At 56.1% G+C, this 24,168-nt stretch carries 23 protein-coding genes; 14 read left to right on the top strand and 9 right to left on the bottom strand.

Annotation, left to right across the window (positions count from 1 at the left end; genetic code table 11):
* Positions 1–5: 5 nt before the first annotated feature.
* On the bottom strand, positions 6–284 hold the full coding sequence (locus HQL76_11825; protein ID MBF0109854.1) for a (2Fe-2S) ferredoxin domain-containing protein: 279 nt from the start codon (positions 282–284) through the stop codon (positions 6–8).
* A gap of 279 nt (positions 285–563) precedes the next feature.
* Here HQL76_11825 and HQL76_11820 point away from each other — a divergent pair, with 279 nt between their 5' ends.
* Positions 564–1,211 carry a hypothetical protein gene (locus HQL76_11820; protein MBF0109853.1) on the top strand — a complete coding sequence of 216 codons (648 nt, stop codon included), beginning with the start codon at positions 564–566 and terminating at the stop codon, positions 1,209–1,211.
* Positions 1,212–1,289: 78 nt separating this feature from the next.
* Here HQL76_11820 and HQL76_11815 read toward each other — a convergent pair whose 3' ends face one another.
* A complete protein-coding gene (locus HQL76_11815; protein ID MBF0109852.1) occupies positions 1,290–2,306 on the bottom strand; it encodes a methyltransferase domain-containing protein in 1,017 nt (338 codons plus the stop codon).
* Positions 2,307–2,397: 91 nt separating this feature from the next.
* Between HQL76_11815 and HQL76_11810 the strand changes: the two genes are divergently transcribed.
* The 3 genes from HQL76_11810 to HQL76_11800 all read left to right on the top strand — a co-directional run bounded on the left by HQL76_11810 (position 2,398) and on the right by HQL76_11800 (position 4,429).
* Complete coding sequence (locus HQL76_11810; protein ID MBF0109851.1) at positions 2,398–3,153, top strand: ComF family protein; 756 nt, start codon at positions 2,398–2,400, stop codon at positions 3,151–3,153.
* 194 nt (positions 3,154–3,347) lie between these two features.
* Positions 3,348–3,608: a glutaredoxin 3 gene (grxC, locus tag HQL76_11805; GenBank protein MBF0109850.1), complete on the top strand. Its 261-nt coding sequence runs from the start codon at positions 3,348–3,350 to the stop codon at positions 3,606–3,608.
* Positions 3,605–4,429 carry a carbon-nitrogen hydrolase family protein gene (locus HQL76_11800; GenBank protein ID MBF0109849.1) on the top strand — a complete coding sequence of 275 codons (825 nt, stop codon included), beginning with the start codon at positions 3,605–3,607 and terminating at the stop codon, positions 4,427–4,429. The genes grxC and HQL76_11800 overlap by 4 nt, the downstream gene beginning before the upstream one ends.
* Before the next feature lie 190 nt (positions 4,430–4,619).
* Here the strand turns inward: HQL76_11800 and HQL76_11795 are convergent, their stop codons facing one another.
* From HQL76_11795 to HQL76_11780, 4 genes are all read right to left on the bottom strand, one after another.
* Positions 4,620–5,291 (bottom strand): DUF4276 family protein, encoded by a 672-nt coding sequence (locus HQL76_11795; protein MBF0109848.1) that lies wholly within the window; start codon positions 5,289–5,291, stop codon positions 4,620–4,622.
* Complete coding sequence (locus HQL76_11790) at positions 5,288–6,358, bottom strand: AAA family ATPase (GenBank protein ID MBF0109847.1); 1,071 nt, start codon at positions 6,356–6,358, stop codon at positions 5,288–5,290. The genes HQL76_11795 and HQL76_11790 overlap by 4 nt, the downstream gene beginning before the upstream one ends.
* A 136-nt stretch (positions 6,359–6,494) precedes the next feature.
* Positions 6,495–7,817, bottom strand: coding sequence for a D-alanyl-D-alanine carboxypeptidase (locus tag HQL76_11785; protein MBF0109846.1), 1,323 nt, complete (start codon positions 7,815–7,817; stop codon positions 6,495–6,497).
* 351 nt (positions 7,818–8,168) lie between these two features.
* Positions 8,169–9,128, bottom strand: a complete 960-nt coding sequence (locus tag HQL76_11780; protein ID MBF0109845.1) for an alcohol dehydrogenase catalytic domain-containing protein — start codon at positions 9,126–9,128, stop codon at positions 8,169–8,171.
* 169 nt (positions 9,129–9,297) lie between these two features.
* Between HQL76_11780 and HQL76_11775 the strand changes: the two genes are divergently transcribed.
* Positions 9,298–11,346 (top strand): methyl-accepting chemotaxis protein, encoded by a 2,049-nt coding sequence (locus HQL76_11775; protein ID MBF0109844.1) that lies wholly within the window; start codon positions 9,298–9,300, stop codon positions 11,344–11,346.
* A gap of 217 nt (positions 11,347–11,563) precedes the next feature.
* Positions 11,564–12,148: a HupE/UreJ family protein gene (locus tag HQL76_11770; protein MBF0109843.1), complete on the top strand. Its 585-nt coding sequence runs from the start codon at positions 11,564–11,566 to the stop codon at positions 12,146–12,148.
* A 315-nt stretch (positions 12,149–12,463) separates the two neighbouring features.
* Here the strand turns inward: HQL76_11770 and sulP are convergent, their stop codons facing one another.
* The gene (gene sulP, locus HQL76_11765; protein ID MBF0109842.1) at positions 12,464–14,188 is read right to left on the bottom strand and encodes a sulfate permease; all 1,725 of its coding nucleotides are present in this window, start codon (positions 14,186–14,188) and stop codon (positions 12,464–12,466) included.
* 390 nt (positions 14,189–14,578) lie between these two features.
* Here sulP and HQL76_11760 point away from each other — a divergent pair, with 390 nt between their 5' ends.
* The 3 genes from HQL76_11760 to HQL76_11750 all read left to right on the top strand — a co-directional run bounded on the left by HQL76_11760 (position 14,579) and on the right by HQL76_11750 (position 17,508).
* A complete protein-coding gene (locus HQL76_11760; protein MBF0109841.1) occupies positions 14,579–15,868 on the top strand; it encodes an AAA family ATPase in 1,290 nt (429 codons plus the stop codon).
* Between the two features lie 5 nt (positions 15,869–15,873).
* Entirely contained in the window at positions 15,874–16,536 is a 663-nt protein-coding gene (locus HQL76_11755) for a hypothetical protein (protein MBF0109840.1), read from the top strand.
* 111 nt (positions 16,537–16,647) lie between these two features.
* Positions 16,648–17,508: a class I SAM-dependent methyltransferase gene (locus HQL76_11750; GenBank protein MBF0109839.1), complete on the top strand. Its 861-nt coding sequence runs from the start codon at positions 16,648–16,650 to the stop codon at positions 17,506–17,508.
* 104 nt (positions 17,509–17,612) lie between these two features.
* Here HQL76_11750 and typA read toward each other — a convergent pair whose 3' ends face one another.
* Positions 17,613–19,433: a translational GTPase TypA gene (gene typA, locus HQL76_11745; protein MBF0109838.1), complete on the bottom strand. Its 1,821-nt coding sequence runs from the start codon at positions 19,431–19,433 to the stop codon at positions 17,613–17,615.
* Between the two features lie 186 nt (positions 19,434–19,619).
* Here typA and HQL76_11740 point away from each other — a divergent pair, with 186 nt between their 5' ends.
* The gene (locus HQL76_11740) at positions 19,620–19,838 is read left to right on the top strand and encodes a DUF1640 domain-containing protein (GenBank protein MBF0109837.1); all 219 of its coding nucleotides are present in this window, start codon (positions 19,620–19,622) and stop codon (positions 19,836–19,838) included.
* A gap of 141 nt (positions 19,839–19,979) precedes the next feature.
* On the opposite strand, the gene mazG is transcribed toward HQL76_11740, so the two are convergent.
* Positions 19,980–20,843, bottom strand: coding sequence for a nucleoside triphosphate pyrophosphohydrolase (gene mazG, locus HQL76_11735; GenBank protein MBF0109836.1), 864 nt, complete (start codon positions 20,841–20,843; stop codon positions 19,980–19,982).
* A 231-nt stretch (positions 20,844–21,074) separates the two neighbouring features.
* On the opposite strand from mazG, the gene flgF reads away from it, so the two are divergent.
* From flgF to HQL76_11715, 4 genes are read left to right on the top strand one after another with little or no spacing between them, the layout of a single operon-like run.
* A complete protein-coding gene (flgF, locus tag HQL76_11730) occupies positions 21,075–21,878 on the top strand; it encodes a flagellar basal-body rod protein FlgF (protein ID MBF0109835.1) in 804 nt (267 codons plus the stop codon).
* A gap of 42 nt (positions 21,879–21,920) precedes the next feature.
* Positions 21,921–22,730 carry a flagellar basal-body rod protein FlgG gene (gene flgG, locus HQL76_11725; GenBank protein MBF0109834.1) on the top strand — a complete coding sequence of 270 codons (810 nt, stop codon included), beginning with the start codon at positions 21,921–21,923 and terminating at the stop codon, positions 22,728–22,730.
* 1 nt (position 22,731) lies between these two features.
* On the top strand, positions 22,732–23,445 hold the full coding sequence (gene flgA, locus HQL76_11720) for a flagellar basal body P-ring formation protein FlgA (GenBank protein MBF0109833.1): 714 nt from the start codon (positions 22,732–22,734) through the stop codon (positions 23,443–23,445).
* A 19-nt stretch (positions 23,446–23,464) separates the two neighbouring features.
* Positions 23,465–24,166: a flagellar basal body L-ring protein FlgH gene (locus HQL76_11715; protein MBF0109832.1), complete on the top strand. Its 702-nt coding sequence runs from the start codon at positions 23,465–23,467 to the stop codon at positions 24,164–24,166.
* Positions 24,167–24,168: the final 2 nt, after the last annotated feature.

The raw sequence follows: 24,168 nt of genomic DNA, 5'->3' as shown, positions 1-24,168 counted from the left end.
AAAAATCATGATCGGGCGGAATCTCCCATGGCCAACGCCTTGCCGATGATCTCTTCGACCTTTTCGGGGCCGACACCTTGAAAAAATTCCCCTCCAGGGGCCAAACGCATGTTGGGACCGTTTTTGCATTGGCCAAGGCAGTGGACGGTCTCGATGTCGATGGCCAGATTGCGTTGGCGGATGATCGTGCCAAACTGTTCCACCAGGGACTGGCTGCCGCGTCCGGCGCAGGAGTCGGGATTCATGGCGCGATGTTTGACGCAGATGATCAACTTCGGTTTCATGGGGGTGACTCCACAAGGGATGGCCGGGGAAGCGACGACATGGGGAAAACGTTGCGTGACAACGATGAAAGGTACCCAATTTCTTGCGAACCATGATAGATTCGGCATCGTGGTCGGTCAGGGTGCGTCCTGAATCCTTAACCGAAAATGGACCCTGGGTCCAGGCCCGCGATGGACCTTTGGACACCCGATCCGCGATTGAAGTTCGCCGACCCGATCAACAAACAGACGACCTCCCGAGATGGGGGCCATGCAAGGGCGATACGCTGGGAGTACACCATGGAAAAAAACGAAGGCAAGAAAAAAATCGGTATTGTCGGCGGTGGGGAACGGAGCAAGGAACTCCTGGAAATCTTTCACAAGAGCAAAGGGGCTGACCCGGTCTATGTCGTCGATCCCGATGCCAACGCCCCCGCCATGAGCCTGGCGATGAAGCTGGGGATCAAAACACTGACCAAGCCGGAAATGGCCATCAAGAACTTTTCCGCCGACATGATCCTCGATGCCGCCGGATCGGCGGAAACCTCCGCGTTTCTTCATGACAATCGTGGCCAGGCGCGGATCATCGACATCGATGCCGCGATGATGTTCCTCGACATCATGGAGGAAAACCGCAGCAAGGCCAACGATCAGGTCTTTACCGATCTGTCGAGTGTCCGCCAGGAGATCGACCGCAATACCCGTGATGTTTCCAAGACCCTGCATGGGATCGAGAAAATCTCCAACGAACTGGAAGTCTTGGCCATCAATGCCGGGATTCAGGCTTCCCGGGCCGGAGAATTCGGCAAGGGATTCGCCGTCGTCGCCGGCGAGGTCAAGAGCACCGCCCGCGTCGCCAGGGATCTGGCCGGAGACATCGATCGGGTCATCAGCGAAATTTCTTCCATGTCCAACAAGATCGAGCAATCCTTGAAAAAGGTCCTGTGATCCGGAAAAAATGATCCGTTAAAGATGCGCTGGGGTTTGGTTCGGCTGTCGTTCGGCATCCCCTGTCCGGCCTTGAGTTCAGGAAGGACACCACCCATGGCCGAACAGGATTTCCACCGTCACGGGGATGGGCCCCCGGTTCGGGGCATGCCGGGCTTGATACAGGTCGCTCATCTCGCGGAAAAAACGTTTTCCCGTCGGTGTTTTTCCCTGGTCGGCCAATGGACTGCATCCTCCCATCCGGTGCAGATGACGGATCAGGGTCCAGGGATCGGGAAAGGTCGCGTGGAGGAGTTCCCGATCGACCACCGGCTGGCGGAATCCCAGGGACAGGAGTTCATCGCCCAAAGGCTGGAGCGTTGGCAAGGGGAGGATGCGGCGTCGGACCTGCTGGTGATGTTTCTGGTCGATCCATGCCAGACAGGTGCGCAACTCGATAAGGGTTTCCGCTCCCGCCATGGAAAAGAAAAAAACACCCTCGGGTTTCAATACCCTGCGTATTTCCTTCAAGGCGGCGCGGCGATCGGCGATCCAGTGCAGGGCCATGTTGGAGAATACGGCATCGAAGGTGTGGGCGGCAAAGGGGAGAAAGGTCGGATCGGCGCAAAGGACCGCAGGTTGTTTCCGGAATGGTCCCAGTGGCCCCAGTGGATCGAATCGACCGAATCGTGACGGCGGGCGGGCGATTGCCCGGGCAGGACTGGTGGCAAACGTGGCGGAAACGATGCGGGGGTCCTGGTGCGTTTTCGATGTCCGCGGGATGCCACGGGAGACGCGCTGCACTTCTTGTCGCATCCAGCCGCTGCGGCATCCCAGATCAAGGATGATTGCGGGTTGCCGGCGCAGCTCCAGCAGTCGTTCCGCCAGGGCCGTGCCCGTGGCATGAAGAAGCGAGCCGTTCCAGAATTCCTTTTTTTGTTGTCCTGCCCGTTCCCATCCCCTGCGGACACGCAAGAAATCGATGGCGGCATCGGTCGTGACCGCGGGGGCGGCACCGGAAGGGCAGAAGGATGGAGTGGCCTGGCCGCGATCGGGCAGCCCTGGGTCGATCGGGCCGGGTTCGAACGGAATGGGTTTGATCGGAATGGAATCCAAGTGGTTTCTCCAGGTATCGGGGCGGATGGGTTGGCCCGCGAACTATGAGGCAATGTATTTTTGACCGAAAGGTTTTTCCGCGAGCAGGGGGATGATGGTTTTTCGATGGGGGCAGGGGTTGCGACGCAGGGTGCAACGGTTCGCGCCGGTGGTGAATGATGTTTTGGACCTGCTTTTTCCGAAATTCTGTCCTGTTTGTGGCACACACGTCACGCATCCCCGATGGTTTTGTCGCGATTGTTTTCGATCCCTTCCACCGATGCCGGAACAGCATTGTCTTCGCTGTGGCGGGACCACGTCGGAACCCGTGTGGGGATGTGGGCTTTGTCTTCATGAAGGCGATTTGCCGGACCGGGTCTATTTCCCGTTTTGTTATCTGGATTCCGTGGCCGAGATCATTGTCGGGTTCAAGTTTTTCGATCATACCGAATGGGCGTCGGGGCTTGCCGATCTGGCCATGGAGCGGGTGGGGATCGATCTGATGTGGGAGGATGTGGCATTGGTGGTCCCGGTGCCGTTGCACCCGTCGCGCCTGTTGTGGCGCGGGTACAATCAATCGGCATTGTTGGCCGGGGTGATGGCGCGGCGGCTCGATCGCCCTTTGGTGACCCATGGACTCCATCGAATCAGGAGGACACGACCGCAAGTCCGGTTGCGACAGGACGAACGAAGGTCCAATGTCCAGGATGCCTTTCTGGCGCGTCGGGATGTGATTGGCAACCGTTCCGTATTGTTGGTGGACGATGTGTTCACGACCGGCTCGACGGTCTGGGCCGCGACCCGGGCGCTGAAAAAGGGCGGGGCCACGCGGGTGGTGGTTTGTTGTCTGGCGCGTGTGGATCATTGATGTATCGGAAAAACAAAGTTTCGGTCGTGGTGTTTGTGGTCTTTTAATCATCAGGATGGGTCTGGGAAGGGGTTTCCCCTTCCCAGTGGGGATTTGGGGGCGAAGCCCCCAATGTTTTTGACTTTGCCTTTGACTTTTTTACCCGAAGGGTATCATGTTCCAAACCGAAAACATTGACAAGCGGAGCCTGAAGCATGCCGAAAATTGAAATCTATTCCACGACGGTTTGCCCGTTCTGTGTTCGGGCGAAGATGTTGCTCGACAAGAAGAAGGTTTCTTATACCGAGTACAATCTGACGCACAATCCCGAACTGCGGGACCAGATGCTGGCCCGGGCCAACGGTCGCAAGACGGTTCCGCAAATTTTTATCGATGGCAGGCATGTTGGCGGTTGTGATGATCTGTATGAACTGGATCTGGAAGGACAACTCGATCCCCTGTTGGTTGATCCATGAAGACCCCGGTCGCCATCATCCAAATGAATTCGGGGTCCGATCGCGCCGACAATCTGCGACAGGCGGGGGGGTTGATGGAGCAGGCCCTGGGCCTGGGGGCGGGGTTGATGGCCTTGCCGGAGAACTTTTCTCACATGGGGGGGAGTGAAGAGGAAAAACGCGCCCATGCCGAAGATCCCGAGGATGGCCCGTCGCTTTCGTTCCTTCGTGAATTTGCCCGGCGTCATCAGGTCTGGATCGTGGGAGGGTCGATTCCGATACGGACCTTGGATGGGGAAAAGATGACCAATACCTGTTTTGTCGTCGATGATCGCGGTGTGGTTCAGTGCCGCTACGATAAGATTCATCTTTTTGATGTCGTTCTTCCTTCGGACCGTGGCTATCGCGAATCCAATCTGGTGGTTGGGGGGACGCAACCGGTCGTCTGCGACACCCCCTGGGGGCGATTGGGGTTGGCGATCTGTTATGATGTCCGTTTTCCGGAACTCTTCAACCGTCTGGTCGGTGTGGGGGCGACGATGATCGCTTTGCCATCGGCCTTTACCGCGGTTACCGGGGCGGCCCATTGGGAGTTGCTGGTTCGTGGTCGGGCGGTGGAAAATTTTTGTTACATGTTGGCTCCGGGGCAGAGCGGGCGTCATCCGGGTGGCAGGGTGACGCATGGTCATTCGATGTTGGTGGAGCCGTGGGGGACCATCGTGGCGCAGTGTCCCGATGGACCGGGGTTTGTCCTGGGGACAATCGACAAGGACCGCGTGGTGTCCTGTCGGAGTCAGATTCCATCGTGGAAGGGAAGCCCTTGTTTCGGAAAATTGAAATAATTGGCCGAGAATCCGTGCCCGAGGAGTTTCAGCGACGATTCCTTGGTCATCGACTTTACCGGCAGTTCGTGCAATCTGCGTCAGCTTTTCATCGAGAAACAGATGGATGCGACCTTGGATTGTGTCAAATAGTGATATTGCAGGCATGCGCCGTGTGGTTTTGACTGTAGCTGAAATTGCACGTCTGTCACTACGCCATTTCTCCCAGGCTTTCAAGTCGATCCAGCCAACCTGAAAAATGAGGGCATGCCTTCCGGATTGCAGGAATGCCAATCTTACCCATCAGCGTGGGACCATCGGACGTTTCCTTATAGCCACAGCCCATTCCTTGCAGCCTGGCCTTCGGATGCGTCTGCTCGCCATGATTGATGAGTTCTGGTTCGCCAGCCTCCTGTACCGCTTTGCTTACCTTGTCGATCAGGCTCGTAGCCCCGAAGTGCTCCGCGACTGTTTTGGGCGAAGAAAACAACCAGGCTTCGAACTCGTGCAAAGCCAGAAACGGGATGAAACGTGGATGCCCGACTTCGATGCCAAACCGTTCCTGTAATGCGATAACCTTGTCGCGAGGATGACCAGATCCGAACGCATTCCGATAGCCTGGGAAATCTTCAGGAAGTCCGTGGACGTCGAGTAGCGTGGTGACCCAGGCATTCGTGTCGCGGGTTAAAGGTTGCAGGTTTTTGCGAATCTGGTTCCAGTTCGACACTCCGCCTCTGAATCCCCCGCCGCTGAGCATACGTTTTGTCCAGAGTACGATGGGTGACTGCACGTACACACCCCGTTCGGCCAGGAACGGGGTGAGGGTCTGCTTGACGAATATTTCTTCGGATTGGCCCTCCACCAGCAGGAGAAGCCGCGTCATGGGCGTCCTCCCAATACATTCTTCTCCCAAAGTTCACCGATGCTGAACTCCTCCAACCATCCTTTCAGCTTTTCTTCATCGAGTCGTTGGAAGGTCGTTTTCAGGCCATCGTTCTCCGCGACGATCACGTCTTTTGGGGAAAAATGGTTGAGCAAAGTCACGGACTGTGTCGCCAACACCACCTGCACCCGTTTGGCGGTCGCTTCCAGCATTTCTGCCAGGATACGGATGGCAAAGGGATGCAGACCGAGTTCCGGTTCGTCAAGCAGAATGAGACCTGGCGGCGAGTTCTGGAGCAACAGCGTTGCCAGGCAGATGAATCGTAATGTTCCATCGGACAACGAATAGGCATCGAAATAGGCATCCGATCCTTTCTGACGCCACTCCAGTTTGATCTTTCTTTCGTTCAGTCTGGAAGGCGATAAAACGAACCCATCAAAGAAAGGAGTCACCAGTCGGACGTGTTCTTCGATATGACGGAACTGGACCGGATGTTTTTCCTGCAACCAGTACAGGTAAGCTGGAAGATTGGCGGCGTTTGTCCGGAAGAGTCGATTATCGTCGATGTCGCTGGCCTGCTTGGCGGGAGAGGTGTCGGATGTATCGTGGAAGTGGTAGACAACCAGATCGCGCACCTGTGGAAAGACGTATCGAGGGATTTTGTTGTGATACGATGCCGCGGCTTCTTCCAGCCTGCTTTCCTTGTGACCACGTGCGATTGGTTTGCCATAACTCCAGAAACTGCTGTACTCAACCCGTTCCTCTTCAAAGATCAACGCATCCTGCACGGCTTTGAGCTTGAAGCCGTAGGCATTCTGGAGAAATACAAAATCAAGAGAGATGGCAGACGTCACCCTGCGTCCGTGATGCAGCAAACGATCCGGCTCACTGGCCACGAAGAGTTGGAGATTTTTCGATAGAACCCGTTCCAGAAGACGAAATGCACCGATAAAATTTGATTTCCCGGAACCGTTGGCACCAATCACGACATTGAGATCACCCAATGCCAATTCCGTGTAGGCAATCGACTTGAACCCCTCGATCCTGACCTTGCGCAAGGTTTCCATGATCGTATATCGGAATGATTTTCCCAAGGATGTGGAACCGTCACCTTTATGATACCCGCTTCCTGAGTTTCCGGAAACGCAAAAACCCCCTGGATGTTCCCGTTTGGGAACATCCAGGGGGCCACCCGGCAATCGATCACGTCCAACCCATCCGGTGCGACGATCCTCTGCGTCCCGACAGGGGTCCATTCTGGGAGCGGATGACGCCAAGATAAGGGTATCCTTTCTGTTTCAAGAAGATCAGAACTCCCATCATCCCCACGAAGCTCAGAGACAGGGCGTAATCCTTGTATCGGGAGCGATCGTTGGCGCTGGCCAGTTGTGGTTGATGCAACTTGGAAGCGGCGGTGAGTTGCCCGGAAATCGACTCGGAAGAGACGTTCTCAAGCTGCGGCCCCGCTTGTGGCGCCCGGGTCGGGACGATCGCGGAGACCTGATCGGTGACTGCGGTGCCCGCGGGGACCGTGATTTGATTGTCACTGCCTTCAAGAGGACGATTGTCGGCGGTATCGACCCTGCGGCCATTGGTGTTTTGCAATTGGGCAAAGGATTGATCCAGCAGTGCCGCCATCCGGTTGTCCCGTTCAACCGCGGAACGCCCACCAAACACAACCGCGATCAACCGGTCCGATCCGCGTACCGTCGATGCGACCAGATTGAAACCCGAGGCACGAATGAATCCGGTCTTGATGCCGTCCATTCCCTGATAACGGCTCATCAGACGATTGTGATTGCGATGAGAAACCCCGGCATAGGAAAACCGGTCGCGGCTGAAATAAGGATAGAACTGTGGAAAATGGTAGATCAGGGCGTAACCGAGAATCGCCATGTCCCGTGCGGTCGTCACCTGTTCCGGATTGGGCAGGCCGGAAGGATTGCGAAAGACGCTCCGGGTCATCCCCAGATCACGCGCCTTCTGAGTCATCATGCGGGCAAAACCTTCAACGCTGCCGCCGAGCGCCTCGGCAAAGACGACGGTGGCATCGTTGGCGGATTTGATCGCCAACCCCAACAGGGCATCCTCGACCCGTATCTGTTGTCCTGGGCGCAGTCCGAGCTTTGAAGGCTCCTGAATGGAGGCGGTATGGGATACGGGGAGGAGGTCATTCAGATGCAGTTTTCCCTTTTTCAAGGCATCGAATGCCAGATAGAGGGTCATCATTTTTGTCAGGGAGGCGGGATAGCGCAGCGCGTCCGGAGATGTGGCATGGAGAATCCGCCCTGTCCGGGCATCCATCACCAGGTCGGCATAATTGGGCGAAGCATCGATCCCCGACTTTCCGGAAGCGACCGTGCGTCCCTTTTTCGACCGGTTGGCCGATTTTTTCACGAAAGGCTTCAGTTTCCCCTGCCTGATGGTCGATTGGGCGCCCACCTTTTGGAACTTTTGAACTTTTTGCACGGGCTTGCCGATCAAACGGGATGATCCATCGGTCGCCTCGGCGGCGAACGGCAGCATCACCAATGCCAAAGCGACACAGAGAAACGGCTTCCTTGAAGTTTTTTTCATGAGTATGACACCACACGGCTGGGTTGGTTTCGTGACATCCCGATTGCTTCCAGATGGGCGACCGATCCTTCGGGAAACATCAACCCTTCTTCACATGAGCCACGCCTTGAAACGACAGTGATACCTAATACCATCCCGGCATGTTTTGAAAAAGGGTTGCCTTTCACCGGCTTTATCGAAAGCAATTCCGTTGCCAATCATTTTTTGTCATTGGAATCGTTCAAGAAAAGCGGAAAAAGACAAATAAACGGATATGATTTGTTCATTTTTTGTCACATGATTGACAGCCGATCGCGAAGGTCAGGAACGGGGATCGAGGAGGACCTTGAGGGTCCCGGGTTTGAAGGCGAGCGCCAAGGCTTCCCCGGCGCGGTTCAGGGGAAAGGTGGCATCGATCAGGGATTCGACGGTCACCAGACGCCGTTGCAGAAGGTTCAGCGCGGGTTTGAAGGGACCGCAGCGGGATCCCTGGATGGTGATTTCATGGAGGGCGATCGCGGTCATATCGAAGGAGGGGGTCCCCTGAAAGGTGGATTTCAGGATGATGCTGCCACGGGGACGGACCCGATCGAGGGCGAAAGGCAATCCATCGGGTGATCCGCTGCATTCGATGACGACATCGACTTTTTGCTGTTTCGGCCATTCTTCGGGGCGCAGGCCGCACAGAGTCCCGACCGGGGGAATCCTGGACCATTTTTCGGGATGGCGTCCCACCAGCGTCACCTCGGCGCCACCGAGCGCCACGACCTGGGCGACGAGGAGGCCCAATCGTCCATCACCGATCACCGCGACCTGGGAGGATGGGGCGATCGGGGCGCGCTGGAGGATGGCGACAGCGGCGGCCAGAGGTTCGACGAATACTGCCTGGCGATCGGAAACGGAATCGGGAACCTCGTGCAGATTGTCCAGCGGGAGAAGACAATATTCGGCCATGGCGCCGTTTCTGCCATGAATGCCGAGCACCTGGCGCGAAGGACAATGAATCCCATCACCGCGCCGGCACACGGGACAGGTATTGCAGGGACAGTTGATTTCCCCGACCACTCTCCGGCCAACCCAGCGCGAATCGCGGCATTCCTCCACGGTACCGACGAACTCGTGCCCCATGATCCCCGAAAACGCGCCATACCCGCGGAGGATTTCCCGGTCTGTGGCGCAAATGCCCGCAAGGTGGACACGAATCAGGGCCTCGGCGCCACATGACGGTTTGTCCACCGATGCAACCCTGGCCTTTCCGTCCGCGAAGACAAGCCCTCTCATGGAACGCTCCTCCAGCGAATCATCGAACCCATCAGGGACGTCGTCTTGAATCATAATGGTGTCCCTCCATGAATAATCGGTCGATAAAAAACTCTCATGGTACACCAGGGAAGAAAAACGGTATCATGGCGATATCGGGTGGGATGTCATGAATTCCAGGAACGGCATCATGAAAGAAAGTGGGACGTTTATGATCGACATGAGGGGGTCGCTTGGACTCAAGATTCTGGCGATGGCGGGTTTGACGGGCACGCTGGCCCTGCTTTGCATGGGCCTTTTTGCCATTCATAAGATGGAACAGGCGATTTTGCAAGAGAATATTCAAGGTGTCAACCAGCTGACGACCGGTGTCCTGAACGGACTGGAGAGCATCATGCTGGGCGGGGACGCAGCGGTGGCCAGGAATCTTTCCAACCGTCTCAAGGAGATGAAAGATCTGGAAAGTTTCCGGATCCTGCGGCTCGACGAACAGGAGGCCTTTGCCGAGGACAAACCGGACCAGGCCGTGGCGGAATCCAGCGAATGGGCCGGTCATACCCGGTATGACCCTGCCAAGGTCAGCAGTGAATTCAACGCGGCGGTGACCACGCGAACGACCATCACCATCGATCATCGCTCGACGGAGGGAGACCTGTTGAAGACCTATCTGATTCCCATCCTGAACAAGGAGCCGTGTCACGCCTGTCATGGCGGCGGACATGAGGTGCGCGGGGTATTGAAGGTCACGGTATCCTTGAAGAACATGATCGACAACATCAAGGAGACGCGCCTGGAGCTTATTTTCGTTCTTCTGGTAAGCAATGTGATGTTTCTTGTTTTCCTGGGCGGGGTGATCAGGAAGCTGGTGATTGTCCCGATCAATGAGGTCAAGGGCAAGATGCGTGAGTTTGCCGAGGGAGAACGCCCGGATCTGACGCGACCGCTTGATTTTTCCTCGAAGGACGAGATGGGAGAGTTGGCTCATTGGTTCAACAAGTTTCTGGAAGTCATCCATGGCATCGTGGGCAATGTGAAAAAAAATGCCCAATCGCTGGAATCCCTGGCAACGAAGCTGGAAACCGCTTCGGAATATATGGGCGATGGCATCGATGAGGTCAACAACCAGACCCGGGCATCGACCCTGAAGGCCAGAAGCATGAAGGAAGAGATGGAGGTGGTTTCGACCTCGACGATGGCTGCGGTGGCCATGCTCGAATCCACCGTGGAAACGGTTGCGGGCATCAACCGGGGGATGGTGACGATTTCCTCGGCGGTGGAAGAATCGAATGTCAATCTGCGCAATGTCGCCGATCATTCGATCACCATCAGCCGGCACATGGAGGGAATTCGGGATGCGGTGGTGCGCAACAGTGCCAATTTCAACACCATCGAGGACTCGGTCAAGGAGCTGGGATCGTCCTTCAATGCGGTCCAGGACGATTGTGAGTTGGCGCAGAAGGAATCGACCCGGGCCATCGACCTGGCCAACGAGGCCTCCGGGGTCATGGAGGAATTGATGGCGGCGGCGCAGACGATCAACAACGTCGTCAGCGAAATTCGGGAAATCGCCGAGCAGACGAACATGCTTTCCCTGAATGCCGCCATCGAGGCTGCCGGAGCGGGAGAGGCGGGAAAAGGGTTCGCGGTGGTTTCCAACGAGGTCAAACAATTGGCGCAGCGGACCGCCTCGGCCACGGAAACGGTGACCGACGACGTCCAGGCCATACAGGAACGGACCAGAAAGGCGTTCGATGTCGCGCTGGAGGTCGCCAAGATGGTCGGAACGGTCGGTTCCATCAACAAGAAAATCACCTATTCGGTCGATGAACAGAACGATCAGTTGCAGGAAATCCACAAGGCCATTTCACAGGCGGTGTTGGAAGTGGAAAAGGTCACTGCGCTCATCGATGATTCGTCGGACGGCATTGCGGAAACGGCGCGAAGCACCAGTGAAATTTCCTCGGGAATGGACGAGGTCACCAGGAACGTGTCGGTCATCACCGCCAACATCAGTGAAATGTCGGATGCCGTCAATGAAAGCGCCCGGAAAGGGACCCGATCCGCCGAAACCGTCATCGAGGTGGCGCGGTCCTCCCAGGAAATCGTCGATGCCATGGAAACGACAACCCAATCGACACAGAACATCCAGGCCTTGAGCCAGTCGGTCAGGGATCAGGCCAATCGTCTCATCGAGGTCGGTCGCGAACTCAACATGCAGTTGGACCGATTCATCGTGTAACATCCTTGTCCCTTGTTTCCGCGACAGGAAACTCCTCGGACAGGAATTGTCCAAAAGCGGTGACCCTCACGGGATGCCCATGGTTCGACCGGTTTTTCCAGAGGTTCTGGAAGCATCCATGATTGCGTTTGTTTTCGTGGTGATGGTACGCTGTGAATGTTTTGCAGTTCAGTCTGTCTTGCGCCATCCAATCCATCCAGGAAAAGGGGAATCTCCGATGAAACTTTATATTCTACTGTTGTCCCTGGTCCTTACCGGACTGTCGCATGATGCCCTGGCGCATACCGGAATCGGCGAGGTCAATGGATTGGTTCCGGGATTTTTTCATCCCCTTGGCGGACTGGATCATCTTCTGGCCATGATGGCGGCGGGGATATTGGCAGCCCGACAGGGTGGTCGTGCCTTGTGGGCCATTCCCTGCATGTTTGTCGGCATGATGGTCGTTGGCGGATCGTTTGGCGTGGTGGGGGTATCGCTTCCGTTGATCGAACTTGGCATCGCAGGTTCGGTCATTGTCCTTGGAATGGTGCTCGCATTGGGGAAAACGCTTTCGTTACCCCTGGCGTTGTCGCTGATTGCGCTCATGGCCGTTTTTCACGGGCACGCGCATGGCACCGAAATGCCAGTGAACGCCATGGGCATCCTGTATGGTTTTGGATTCGCTCTGGCGACGAGCCTTCTTCATCTTATTGGCATCGCGCTTTTCATGGTCGTCCACAAGTTTTTCCGGTCGGTCGCGCCGGTAACGATTCGCGCGGGGGGCGGACTGATTGCCGTGGCGGGCGTTTCTCTTCTGGGTTGAGAAGTTCATGTATCGGAAAAACAAAGTTTCGGTCGTGGTGTTTGTGGTCTTTTAGTCATCAGGATGGGTCTGGGAAGGGGTTTCCCCTTCCCAGTGGGGGTTTGGGGGCGAAGCCCCCAATGTTTTTGACTTTGCCTTTGACTTTTTTACCCGAAGGGTATCATGTTCTTTTGATGCGGCGTTCCTCATTATCCATACAAATTTCGTAACTGCCCAGGTACCCAATTTTGACACCGAACGACGGAAACTGTCACCAGGAATTCATCTGGCGGCGGGAGCATTTTGTCGGCGATTGCGACTCCTCGTACCCACGACTTACCTTCCGGGCATCAACGGACAGGGACCATCGGGGTCGCCGATCCGTTGATAGATGGATCTCAGGGCAATGTCATCGGAAGCGAAGATGTTGTCATCGCCCCCCAGCAAATCGAACAATCCGGTGTTGCGCATCACGGTCAGGACCTGGCGTTTCAGACCGGAGAACATCAACGCCATTCCATGTTCCTGTAACCGTTCGACCAGGTGTCGGATCACCTCTTCCCCCGAGGCGTCGAGTTGATTGATGCCATCGCCGACCACCAGCAAATATTTGGCTTTTGGTTTTTTTTCCAGCGCCGACAGCAGGGAATCCTCGAAATAGGAAACGTTGGCGAAATAGAGTTGTCCATCGAAACGCATGACGATGATTCGATCATCATCGGGAAGTTGGGGGTGAATGAGCAGATCCCTCAAGGTTCCATCCTGATACCGTCCGAGAAAGGCGACCCTGGGTTGCATGGTCCGGTAGAGGAACAACAGGATGGAGAGTCCGGCGCCAAGAAGAATTCCATGATCCAGATGAGGGGCGAAGCCCAGTGTCGCCAGGAAGGTGACCACGGAGGCGACGCCATCATGACGCGAGGCGTGCCAAGCATGAGAAATGGCCTTGAAATTGACCAGCCCGACCACGGCCATCATGATGACCGCCGCCAGGACCGCCTCAGGGAGGTGATAGAGCAGCGGGGTGAGGAACAACAGGGTGATCAGGACGGAAATGGCGGTAAACAGGGATGAGGCGCCGCTGAATGCCCCGGCGTTGATGTTGACGGCTGAGCGGGAGAAGGACCCGGAAACGGGATAGGCTTGAGTCAGGGAGCCGACCATGTTGGCGAGACCCTGACCGATGAGTTCCTGATTGGGATCGAGGGCGGTCTTGGTCCGTGCGGCCATGGCCTTGGCGATGGAAATGGCCTCCATGAAGCCGACCAGGGAGATGATGACGGCGTTGGCGAGAAGCGATGCGATCATGGAGCCATCGATGTGCGGCAGGGAAAGGCTTGGCAGACCCGCGGGGATGGTTCCGACCACTTTTCCCCCCATGTTCTGGAATCCGATCAACCAGCTGAGCAGGGTCGTCAGACTGACGGCGATGAGGACGTTGGGCAGTTTGGGCCGATATTTTTTCAGGGCCATCATGATCACGAAGGCTGCCACACCGAAAATCAGGCTGGGAAGATGTGTTTGGCCAATCTGTTGCAGCACGCCCAGAATATCGACCAGAAAATGTTCGCTGCGTCCCATCTGGACGCCGAAAATCTTGGACAGTTGCGACAGGCCGATGATGATGGCCGCGGCATTGGTGAAACCGATGATGACCGGGTGAGACAGAAAGTTGACCACCACCCCCAGGCGCATCAAACCCAGCGAGATCTGAACCAGGCCGACCATGAGGGAAAGCGCGACCGCCAGGGCGATGTATCCGTCCGATCCGAGGGTCGCCAGCGGCGCCAGGGCCGAGGCAGTCAGCAGTGAGACCACCGCCACCGGTCCCGTGGCCAGTTGCCGGGAAGATCCGAACAATCCCGCTACCGCCCCCGGAAGAAAGGCGGCATAGAGACCGTAATAGGCAGGCAGTCCCGCCAGATTGGCATAGGCCATGGATTGAGGAATCAAGACCAGGGCCACCGTGATGCCGGCGATGAAATCGTTGCCCAGGTTGCGTCGATTCAGTTGCGGCATCCAGACGAGGAAGGGGAAAATTTTTTTCATGATTGCGGTCATCGTGATTTCCGGTCTGCGCAGGGTTCGGGAACAGGGTCTCTCCCCGGGAAGCGTTACGCCGGATACCACGACGCCCCAACGGGATGGATCCACCTTCGTTGAACCGATTCTACAGTAATTAACCAACTTTTAACAATGCCAGGGAATCGCCTTCCGGTCAACAACCCCCATGACGCTCCCCCGATTTTCCGACGTTGCACGCACGTTAATATAGTAACATTATTTTATTGTTCATTATTGACCATAACCAGATTAAACTTTGTAGTTATCGGAAATCTATTCTGCTCCATGGCAGCATGTTACAATTCTTCCAGAAAGTGCATCCTGTCAAAAATAAACAATATTCATGATGTGGCATGACCATGCGATGACCAGGACGGAAGATGCTCGATGGCCAGAATCGAAGGTTTCCGAATAAGAAATTTCAGGGCCCTACGCGACGTGACATTGGGCAAACTGTGGAACATGCAGACCGCATCGCCGTTGACGCCAATGACTGCCGTGATCGGCAAGAATGGTGTTGGCAAAAGCACCTTGTTCGATGCTTTTGGTTTTCTGGCGGATTGCCTGAAAGTGGGCGTTGAAGAGGCGTGCGACCTGCGTGAACGCGGCGGTTTTGAGCGTATCCGCTCCCAGGGTGTGCATGAGCCCATCGGGTTTATTGTTTATTATAAGGAGGACGGGAATGCCCGCCCCATCACCTATGAGCTTGAAATCGATCTGGACAAGGATGGCCGCCCATTTGTACGGAAGGAGCGGTTACGCCAGCGCCGGCGCGGGCAGAAACATGGCTGGCCCTTTTCATTCCTGATCCTCAACAGCGGCAATGGCGTTGCATGGAAAGGTGATCGGGAGGGGCAGCAAATCGAGGAGGACCAGGGGGATCTTGATATGGACGCCTTGTTCCGCGACCTGTTTCAAGATCACAGCGAAGAGAGTACCGAGACGGAAGTGGTGGAACTTTCCGACAACAGAAAACTTGGTATTGCCACGCTTGGTTCCTTGAAGCAACATCCCCGGGTCTCGGCGTTTCGCCAGTTCATCGAAGGCTGGTATCTCAGCTACTTTACTCCTGATGCGGCACGAGGATTGCCTCTTGCCGGGCCGCAAAAGCATTTGAATCTTCATGGCGACAATCTCGGTAACGTTGTCCAGTTCATGGAACGGGAACACAAGGACAAGCTCAGGCGAATTCTGTCCCGGATTGCCGAACGCATCCCTGGAATCGACAGGATTGACACCAGAAAAACAGATGATGGCAGGCTTTTGTTGCGGTTCAACGACAAGGGCTTCAAAGATCCCTTCTATGCCCAGCAGATGTCGGACGGAACTTTGAAGGTCTTCGCCTATCTCCTGTTGCTGGATGATCCCACGCCATCGCCCTTCCTTTGCATCGAGGAGCCGGAAAACGGGCTCTATCACAAGTTGCTGGAAACCCTGGCCAGGGAGTTTCGGGAGCATGCCACGGGCCGAAAAGGCGGATCTCAGGTCTTCATCACAACCCACCAGCCCTATTTCGTGGATGCCTTGGAGCCCGATGAAGTTTGGGTCCTTGAAAAGGGTCCGGATGGCTTTTCCAGCATTCGCCGGGTAAGTGATAATCCCATCGTCCAAAACATGGTGAAAGAAGGGATACCTCTTGGTGGCTTGTGGTACAGCGACTACCTGGATGCCCGGTGACCGCCATGCATTTTGAAATTCTCGTGGAAGATCAATCCGGGAAAAAGGCCCTGGATGTTCTGGTCCCGAAAATCATCGGGACTGGCCATACATTCGTTGTCCACCCATACAAGGGGATAGGTCGGGTTCCCAAGGATCTGCGTGGTACATCGGATCCAGGCAAGAGGATTCTTCTTGATCGACTTCCCAGGCTGCTGCGAGGATACGGAAACACCTTTTCCAGTTACCCAGCCGACTACCTTGCCGCAGTGATTGTCGTCTGCGATCTGGACGACAAATGCCTGAAGGCGTTCCGTAACGAACTCCGCAATATTTTGAACAGCTGCAACCCTGTTCCCGAAACACGATTCTGCGTGGCCATTGAAGAGGGCGAGGCGTGGTTCCTCGGGGACATTCCCGCAGTCAAGGCCGCCTATCCCAGTGCCAAAGACGACGTTCTCAACGGTTATGTTCAAGACAGCATTTGTGGAACATGGGAAAAGCTGGCCGATGCCATCTACCTGGGAGGCTCCGCCAGGCTTTCCGCAAAAGGCTGGCAGGCCATCGGTGCCGAGAAATCGGAGTGGGCGGAACAAATTGCTCCCCACATGGACGTGGCCACCAACCGTTCCGGGAGTTTCGCCTATTTCCGGGACCGGTTGCTTGCTTTGGCGGAAAGGGGAACATGAGAAACATGAACAATCAGGGGGACACGATTGCCGTCGATTCATCAATAAAATCGATTCCTGTTACAGGAATCATGTTCAAGTTATTTTTATAAAAAGAGAGGAAAGATCGTAATGTCTTCGCAAACCGTGAAAAGTCAACACAGTGACGAAATACGCCAGGGAGGACGCTTTGATTTCGGTGCCAATTGGCATCGCTTTCTGGCTGGAGTCACCGAGGCCCACATCCAAAATGCCGTGGGTTCAATGCAGGAAATGCTGGACACCGACACTTTGGAAGGATGTGACTTTCTGGACGTAGGTTCGGGGAGTGGTCTGTCAAGCCTGGCGGCACGACGCATGGGTGCCCGTGTTCACTCCTTCGACTATGATCCTGTCTCGGTGGCATCGACCCGGAACATGCGGGAGAAATTTGCACCTGGAGATGCAAACTGGACCATCTCGGAGGGGTCGATACTTGATGAAACGTTTGTGGCGGCATTACCTCAGGCAGATGTCGTCTATTCCTGGGGCGTCCTGCATCATACAGGTCAGATGTACCGGGCATTTGATCTGGTATATCCCAGGGTCAAACCTGGCGGACGCCTGTTCATCGCCATTTATCACGATACCGGATCTTCTGCCCGAAGATGGAGAAAAGTGAAGAAATTCTATTGTTCAGGCCCGTTCGGTCGGTGGACTGTCATGGCACTCTTCGCACCCAGAGAATTCATCCTGCCTTTTCTTCGCGATCTGATGAAACTGCAAAACCCACTACGACGTTACAAGGAGTTCCACCAAAAACGCGGTATGACTCGTTTTCATGATTGGATCGATTGGATTGGTGGATACCCCTATGAATTTGCAAAACCGGAGCAGATTTTCAATCATTTTAAAAATTGTGGGTTTGATTTATTGAATATGAAACTGACAAAACATAACGCTTGCAATCAATTTGTATTTCGGCGTCGCCGTTCAGATCCCCACACGATCTGATATGAATATACTGTCATTGCCTCAAACCCCATTGGGAAGGGGCTTGCCCCTTCCCAAACCCATCCATTGGACTCGAATCAAAAGGGAGGAACGCTTACGTGCAATCATTCACTGATTGCGCGGCGATCGCGTTTGCGTTCATGTTCCTTCAACAGTTTTTTCCGCAAGCGGATTGTTTTCGGAGTGACTTCGACCAGCTCGTCGTCGTCGATGAATTCCAACGCCTGCTCCAACCCCAGGCGGATCGGCGGCGTCAGGACAATGTTTTCGTCGGAACCGGCGGCGCGAATGTTGGTCAATTGTTTGGCCTTCAGGACATTGACCACCAGATCGTTGTCGCGACTGTGCAAACCGATGATCATACCTTCGTAAACTTCCTCTCCGGGATTGATCAGATGCCGCCCCCGCTCCTGTAGGTTCCACAAGGCATAGGCGACCGCCTTTCCCGCTTCCTTCGCGATCAACACGCCATTCTTGCGCTGGCCGATGGTCTTGTGGACCAATGGGCCATAATGGTCGAACAAATGGTGCATGATGCCGGTGCCGGAGGTCAGTGTGCGAAATTCGGTCTGGAAACCGATGAGACCACGCGCCGGAATGATATAGTCCAGACGTACCCGCCCCCGTCCATCGGGCACCATGTCCTGAATCAACCCCTTGCGCTCCCCCAACGCCTCCATGATCGCCCCCTGATGGCGATCCTCCACATCCACCGTCAATTGTTCGTAAGGCTCCATCGACACGCCATCGACCTGGCGAATGATCGCCTCGGGACGTGACACGCCCAGTTCGTATCCCTCGCGGCGCATGTTTTCGATCAAGATTCCCAAATGCAACTCCCCACGCCCCGAAACCCGGAACCGGTCCGGATTGTCCGTCTCCTCCACCCGCAGCGCCACGTTGTGGATCGCTTCGAGAAACAACCGCTCCCTGAGTTTGCGCGAGGTGACATACTTGCCATCCCGTCCCGACAACGGCGAATCGTTGACCTGAAAGGTCATCACCACCGTCGGTTCATCGACCGTCAACGGCGGCAAGGGGTCGGGATGTTCCGGGTGACACAAGGTGTCGGAGATGACCAGGCTCTCCGATCCGGTAAAAGCGATGATCTGTCCCGCATGGGCCTCGTCGATCGATACCTTTTCCAGGCCCAGAAAGCCATAGATGTTGTTGATTTTGGCGCTTCTTTTTCCGCCATCCGGCCCCACGATCGTCACCATGCCGTTGACGGGCAGGCGCCCGCGCTGGACGCGACCGATGCCGATCAGCCCGACATAGGGACTGTAATCCAGCGACGAAACACGCATCTGGAACGGACCGGCGAAATCGGTCGTCGGCGGCGGGGTGTATCCCACGATCGCCTCGAAAAGAGGCGTCATGTCTCCGGAACGAACCTCCTCGTCCCGGGACGCATATCCTTCCAGCGCCGAGGCATAGATCACCGGAAAATCAAGTTGCTCCTCGGTGGCGCCCAATCGATCGAACAATTCGAACGTCTGCTCGTGTACCCAATGCGGACGCGCTCCAGGCCGGTCCACCTTGTTGATGACCACAATCGGCTTGAATCCCATGGCAAAAGCCTTGCGCGTCACGAACCGGGTCTGCGGCATCGGGCCATCGACCGCATCCACCAGCAACAGGACCGAATCGACCATCGACAACACCCGTTCCACCTCGCCGCCAAAATCGGCATGCCCTGGGGTATCGACAATGTTGATGTGAAAATCCCGCCAGCGAATGGCGGTGTTCTTCGCCAGAATCGTGATGCCCCGCTCCCGCTCCAGGTCGTTGGAATCCATGATTCGCTCGCGAATCTCCCCGCGGGACTGCAACGTCCCCGATTGTTGCAGCAACCGATCCACCAGAGTGGTCTTGCCATGATCGACATGAGCGATGATGGCAATGTTGCGAAGGTGTTCAATCATAATCGGCATCCTGACTTATGGGGTCCGTTGATGGACGTTCAATGTAGAATTGATGGAGCGTTCCAGGGATTTCATGGTATGCTTCAAGAGGAAGTTTTCATTTCAAGCGGTTTTCATTCCGTCGGGCTGGGAAAAAAGACTGTGTCGTGCGCAATCGTTTTCGATACCCTTGCCTTCACAAAAAAAATGAAGGCGGCAGGATTTACCAATGAACAGGCTGAGGCCCTTGCCCAGTCGCAGGCGGAACTCATCGAAGAACGACTCGCCACAAAACAGGATATCGACCTGCTGGACCGGGAAATGAAAGCCCATCTTAAAGATCTGGAATACCGTATCATCACCCGCCTGGGTGGACTCACGGTGGTCGGTTTTTCGGTCATGGGCGTATTGATCAAAATCCTCTAAAATATGAAAATGAGCGTGTCAGCCGTTCCGACTGTCGGGAAGGGGTGGCACACAAAACCAAAACCCTGGGGACGATCCTCGTCATTCCCGCAAAGGCGGGACCCCCTTTTTTCTTTGCAATGGATTTTTTTTCGAGACTTCTCAAGGACAGTGTTTTTTGCTTTCCAGCCACAGGGCTTCCAGTTCTTCCAGAGGCGTGGCGTTCGGGTGGCGGCCTTCACGGTGCAGGCGTTCCTCCATGAAACGAAACCGATTCTGAAATTTGCGCGTTGCGGCGCGCAGGGCGGTTTCGGGATTGACTTTGAGATGGCGCGCCAGATTGACCATGGTGAACAGGACATCGCCAAGCTCTTCCTCGATGTTGGCCCGATCATCCCGGGACACCCCCTGCTCCAGCTCGTCCAACTCTTCCCGCACCTTGCCGATCACACCGCGAAGCTCGGACCAGTCGAATCCCACCTGGGCCATCTTGCGTTGCACCTTGGCCGCCCAGAGCAGTGCCGGCAGACGGTGGTCGCGGTCATCGAAGATCGAGGGAATTTTTTTCCCGTCCACGGCCTGGGCCATTTTTTCCTGGCGCTTGATCTCCTCCCAACGGCGCGGAACCTCCCCGGCCCCGATGTCCCGGTCTCGGGTGCCGAACACATGGGGATGACGGCGAATCATCTTTTCCGTGACGCCGCGAACCACATCCTCCATGTCAAAAAGATTCTGCTCCCGGCCAATGCGGCTGTAAAAAACCACATGGAACAACAGGTCTCCCAGTTCATCGCGAAGATGCCGCCAATCGCCCGTTTCCACTGCCTCGGCGACTTCATAGGCCTCCTCGATGGTATGGGGAATCAGGGAATTCCAGGTCTGCTCCCGGTCCCAGGGGCACCCCTCGGGTCCACGGAGCCGATCCATCAAACGCAACAATCCCTGCCATGATTGGGCCGGACCATCGTCCACGACCTCCCGAGACGGGGCCAATTCATGCGCCGATTTCTGGCTGGGTGGTATCATGGATCGAAGACATCCGCTGCGGGAGGGTGACGACAGGATGACTTGAAAACCTGCCTGACGGGTGACGCGGAGTGTGCCACGAAATCATCCGGGAAAGAAGGATTCACCCGCATCCCCCATGGTTTCGCCGCAGGGAAACGCCGCGACGTGATTTACGGCGCGGGAATTGCATCTTCCCTTTGCTCAAGGATTGCGTGGCAACATACACTTTGCGCACGAAGGAGAACCCTCATGGATAGTGGTGCCTGGGCCGCCGTCAACGGTGCCCTCAGAACCGAAATGCGCCTGGATGTCCTGGCCAACAACCTGGCCAACGTCAACACCACCGGCTACAAGGAAAACGACATCACCTTCGATTCCTACCTCACCGGTCCCGGTCCCGAACAGTTTCCCATGCCCGACGACAGTTTTCTGGGCCTTCGGGGGCCGGGGGACATCCCCTTTCCGTTCAGCAGTCCCGCCACCAACGCCATGGCCGTCACCTATCCTGCCGCCCCCAGCACGGTCACCAAGGTTGATCAGGGGGCTTTGCAGATGACCAGCAATTCATTGGACGTTGCCATCGAAGGGGAGGGATTTTTTGTCGTCAACACCCCCCAGGGACCACGTTATACCCGGGATGGGGCGTTCGAGGTCAACAGCTTTGGTGAACTGGTCAACAAAAGCGGATTCCAGGTGCAAGGCGACAATGGCGGTCCCCTGGTCGTCGGCAGCGATCCGATTTCCATCGCCAAGGATGGAACCATTTCCAACAAAAACGGTATCATTGGCAGGTTCATGCGCGCGGGCGTGCCGGAAGAATCCCTCAAAAGGGCCGGACAGAACCTGTTCGAGGCCCCCGAAGGGACCGTGACCAATCTGACCGAGGCCAAAGGGGGGTTTCATCAAGGATATCTCGAAGCCTCCAACGCCAATGTCGTCCGCGGCATGACCCAGATGATCGACGCCAACCGCGCCTTCGAAAGCTACATGAAAGCCATCCAAACCCTGGATGGACTCGATGCCCAGGCCAATCAGATCGGTCGGTTGGGTTGACCCATACGGATTGCATCCATCCCAAGTCAGGAGAATGAGTGAATGATTCGCGCACTTTGGACCGCCGCCACCGGCATGCAGGCGCAACAGACCAGCATCGACACGATCGCCAACAACCTGGCCAACGTCAATACCACCGGATTCAAGCAATCCCGGACCGATTTCCAGGATTTGCTCTATGCCAACCTTCGTCCCGCCGGCTCCGAAACTTCCCAGACCGGAACTCAGGTCCCGGTCGGCATTCAGCTGGGACATGGCGTCAAGGTATCCGGGGTCAGCAAGGAATTTTCCCAGGGCAGCGCCGTTCCCACCAGCGAAGCGCCGTTCAATGTCGATATGATGGTCACCGGTCAGGGATTTTTTCAGATTGAGCTTCCCGATGGCAGCACTGCCTATACCCGTGACGGTTCCTTCCACATCAACAAGGATGGCAACATTGTCACTGCCGATGGCTATCCTCTGATCGGCGGGCAGGTCGGCGTCGATCCCAATACCCATACCCGCATTTCCATCGAACAAAGCGGCAGCATCGGTTTTGCCATCAATACCGATCCGGGATTCATCGCCAACCAGGGACAGCTTCAACTGGCCAATTTTGTCAATCCCGCCGGTCTGACCGCCATTGGCAACAACCTGTTCGTCGAAAGCGTCGCCTCGGGGACGCCGATCGTTTCCAATCCCATGGAAAACGGCATGGGGAGCCTGCGGCAGCACGCCCTCGAACAGTCCAACGTCAACATGGTGACGGAAATGGTGGACATGATCACCACCCAGCGCGCCTACGAAATCGGCACCAAGTCGATTCAGACCGCCGACAGCATGCTGGGCTATGTGACACAGCTCAAGAGGTAATATGGTACACTCGGTATTCGCGGGACTGTTCATTTTTCTGCATCTCCTTTTTCCTGCGCCAGTCCGGGCGCAGGAGGTCCACTCCGACACGATCAACCGGATGGTGGCGGAAAAATTGCAAGACATCCTGGCGCAACAGGGGGCGGAACTGACCGTCGAGGAGGCCCGCTACCGTTATTCATTGCGTCTTCCCGATGGCGAGATCGATTGCCTGGTGGAATCGGATTCCCTCAAGGGGGTGGCGGGGCAGCAATCGGTCGCCGTGGCGTTTCGCGTCAACGGTCGGACGGAAAAACGGTTGCGCATTCCGGTCAGCCTGAAACTTGAATTCAAGATTCCCGTCGCCCGGACCACGTTGCAACGGGGCGCGGTCGTCGGTGCCGATGACCTGGACTGGCGCACCATCGCCGTGACACGGACCGCTTCCGACATGATTCGTGACGTTGGCGAGGTTGTCGGATTGGCGGCCAACCGCCGCATCCCTTCCGGGGTTCCCCTGCTGGGATCGTGGTTCGAGCGTCCGCTGGCGGTGGCGCGTGGTGAACGGGTCCGGGTGGTGGTTGCGGGCGGTCCGGGTCTTCAGATCGAAGCGACCGCCGTCGCCCTTGACAAGGGACGGGTGGGAGATGTCATCCAGCTGCGCAATCCCGACAGCCAGATGCGTTATGAGGCACGCATCGCCGCTCCGGGATTGGTACGGGTGGGAACGTGGTGAAGCCAAAGGAGGATCGAACATGAACTATTCCGGCATGGCGGCGGGTTTGGCGTTGGTCCTGGCCATCCCGCTCGGCGGCTGCGGCATGACGCGGGCATCGCAACGCCCTTCCGATCCCGTGGCCATCATCCAACCGACCCCGCCCGAAACCCTGGCCCCCAACAAGGGTTCCATCTGGCAAACCACGAGACGCAATTCGCTCTTCGAGGACAACAAGGCGCGTTATGTCGGAGATATCGTCAAGGTGCGGATCCTTGAAAGTGCCTCTTCCACCAACAAGGCCAAGACCGATGTTTCCAAGGACAATACCGCCACCTTCGGCATGACCAGTCCCGATCTGGACAAATTGCTCAAGATCGATGCCAACAAGGGTATTTCGCTCAACCAGATCGCCCAGGCGACCGGATCGGGCGAAAGCAAGGCGGATGGCAAGAGCGAGCGGGCCGCCAAACTGACCGCGACCATCTCCTGCCTGGTCACCGAGGTTCTGGCCAATGGCAATCTGCGCATCGAGGGACGGCGCGACATCACCATGGACAATGAAAACCAGTTCATCATCATTTCGGGAATCGTCCGTCCGGAGGACATCGACAACAAGAATTCGATCAATTCCGACATGATCGCCGATGCCCGGATCGAATATTCGGGCGAGGGCGACCTGTCCGATGTCCAACGGCCCAATATCATTTTCCGTACCCTGTCCACGCTCAACCTTCTGTGATT

The sequence above is a fragment of the Magnetococcales bacterium genome (assembly GCA_015228815.1).
In the GTDB taxonomy this organism is placed as follows: Bacteria; Pseudomonadota; Magnetococcia; order Magnetococcales; family UBA8363; genus UBA8363.
Note: the sequence above shows the minus strand (reverse complement) of the source record. Positions and strands in the feature narration are given on the sequence as shown.

Excerpts from the sequence above, each read along its gene's own strand:
- flgA (MBF0109833.1), top strand. The coding sequence starts at position 22,732 with ATGGTACACTCGGTATTCGCGGGACTGTTCATTTTTCTGCATCTCCTT.
- HQL76_11820 (MBF0109853.1), top strand. The coding sequence starts at position 564 with ATGGAAAAAAACGAAGGCAAGAAAAAAATCGGTATTGTCGGCGGTGGG.
- HQL76_11740 (MBF0109837.1), top strand. The coding sequence starts at position 19,620 with ATGAAGGCGGCAGGATTTACCAATGAACAGGCTGAGGCCCTTGCCCAG.
- HQL76_11790 (MBF0109847.1), bottom strand. The coding sequence starts at position 6,358 with ATGGAAACCTTGCGCAAGGTCAGGATCGAGGGGTTCAAGTCGATTGCC.
- HQL76_11715 (MBF0109832.1), top strand. The coding sequence starts at position 23,465 with ATGAACTATTCCGGCATGGCGGCGGGTTTGGCGTTGGTCCTGGCCATC.
- HQL76_11770 (MBF0109843.1), top strand. The coding sequence starts at position 11,564 with ATGAAACTTTATATTCTACTGTTGTCCCTGGTCCTTACCGGACTGTCG.
- grxC (MBF0109850.1), top strand. The coding sequence starts at position 3,348 with ATGCCGAAAATTGAAATCTATTCCACGACGGTTTGCCCGTTCTGTGTT.
- sulP (MBF0109842.1), bottom strand. The coding sequence starts at position 14,188 with ATGACCGCAATCATGAAAAAAATTTTCCCCTTCCTCGTCTGGATGCCG.
- HQL76_11785 (MBF0109846.1), bottom strand. The coding sequence starts at position 7,817 with ATGCTGCCGTTCGCCGCCGAGGCGACCGATGGATCATCCCGTTTGATC.
- HQL76_11795 (MBF0109848.1), bottom strand. The coding sequence starts at position 5,291 with ATGACGCGGCTTCTCCTGCTGGTGGAGGGCCAATCCGAAGAAATATTC.
- HQL76_11810 (MBF0109851.1), top strand. The coding sequence starts at position 2,398 with ATGATGGTTTTTCGATGGGGGCAGGGGTTGCGACGCAGGGTGCAACGG.
- HQL76_11750 (MBF0109839.1), top strand. The coding sequence starts at position 16,648 with ATGTCTTCGCAAACCGTGAAAAGTCAACACAGTGACGAAATACGCCAG.
- HQL76_11780 (MBF0109845.1), bottom strand. The coding sequence starts at position 9,128 with ATGAGAGGGCTTGTCTTCGCGGACGGAAAGGCCAGGGTTGCATCGGTG.
- HQL76_11755 (MBF0109840.1), top strand. The coding sequence starts at position 15,874 with ATGCATTTTGAAATTCTCGTGGAAGATCAATCCGGGAAAAAGGCCCTG.
- HQL76_11760 (MBF0109841.1), top strand. The coding sequence starts at position 14,579 with ATGGCCAGAATCGAAGGTTTCCGAATAAGAAATTTCAGGGCCCTACGC.
- flgG (MBF0109834.1), top strand. The coding sequence starts at position 21,921 with ATGATTCGCGCACTTTGGACCGCCGCCACCGGCATGCAGGCGCAACAG.
- HQL76_11825 (MBF0109854.1), bottom strand. The coding sequence starts at position 284 with ATGAAACCGAAGTTGATCATCTGCGTCAAACATCGCGCCATGAATCCC.
- typA (MBF0109838.1), bottom strand. The coding sequence starts at position 19,433 with ATGATTGAACACCTTCGCAACATTGCCATCATCGCTCATGTCGATCAT.
- HQL76_11800 (MBF0109849.1), top strand. The coding sequence starts at position 3,605 with ATGAAGACCCCGGTCGCCATCATCCAAATGAATTCGGGGTCCGATCGC.
- flgF (MBF0109835.1), top strand. The coding sequence starts at position 21,075 with ATGGATAGTGGTGCCTGGGCCGCCGTCAACGGTGCCCTCAGAACCGAA.
- HQL76_11775 (MBF0109844.1), top strand. The coding sequence starts at position 9,298 with ATGAAAGAAAGTGGGACGTTTATGATCGACATGAGGGGGTCGCTTGGA.
- mazG (MBF0109836.1), bottom strand. The coding sequence starts at position 20,843 with ATGATACCACCCAGCCAGAAATCGGCGCATGAATTGGCCCCGTCTCGG.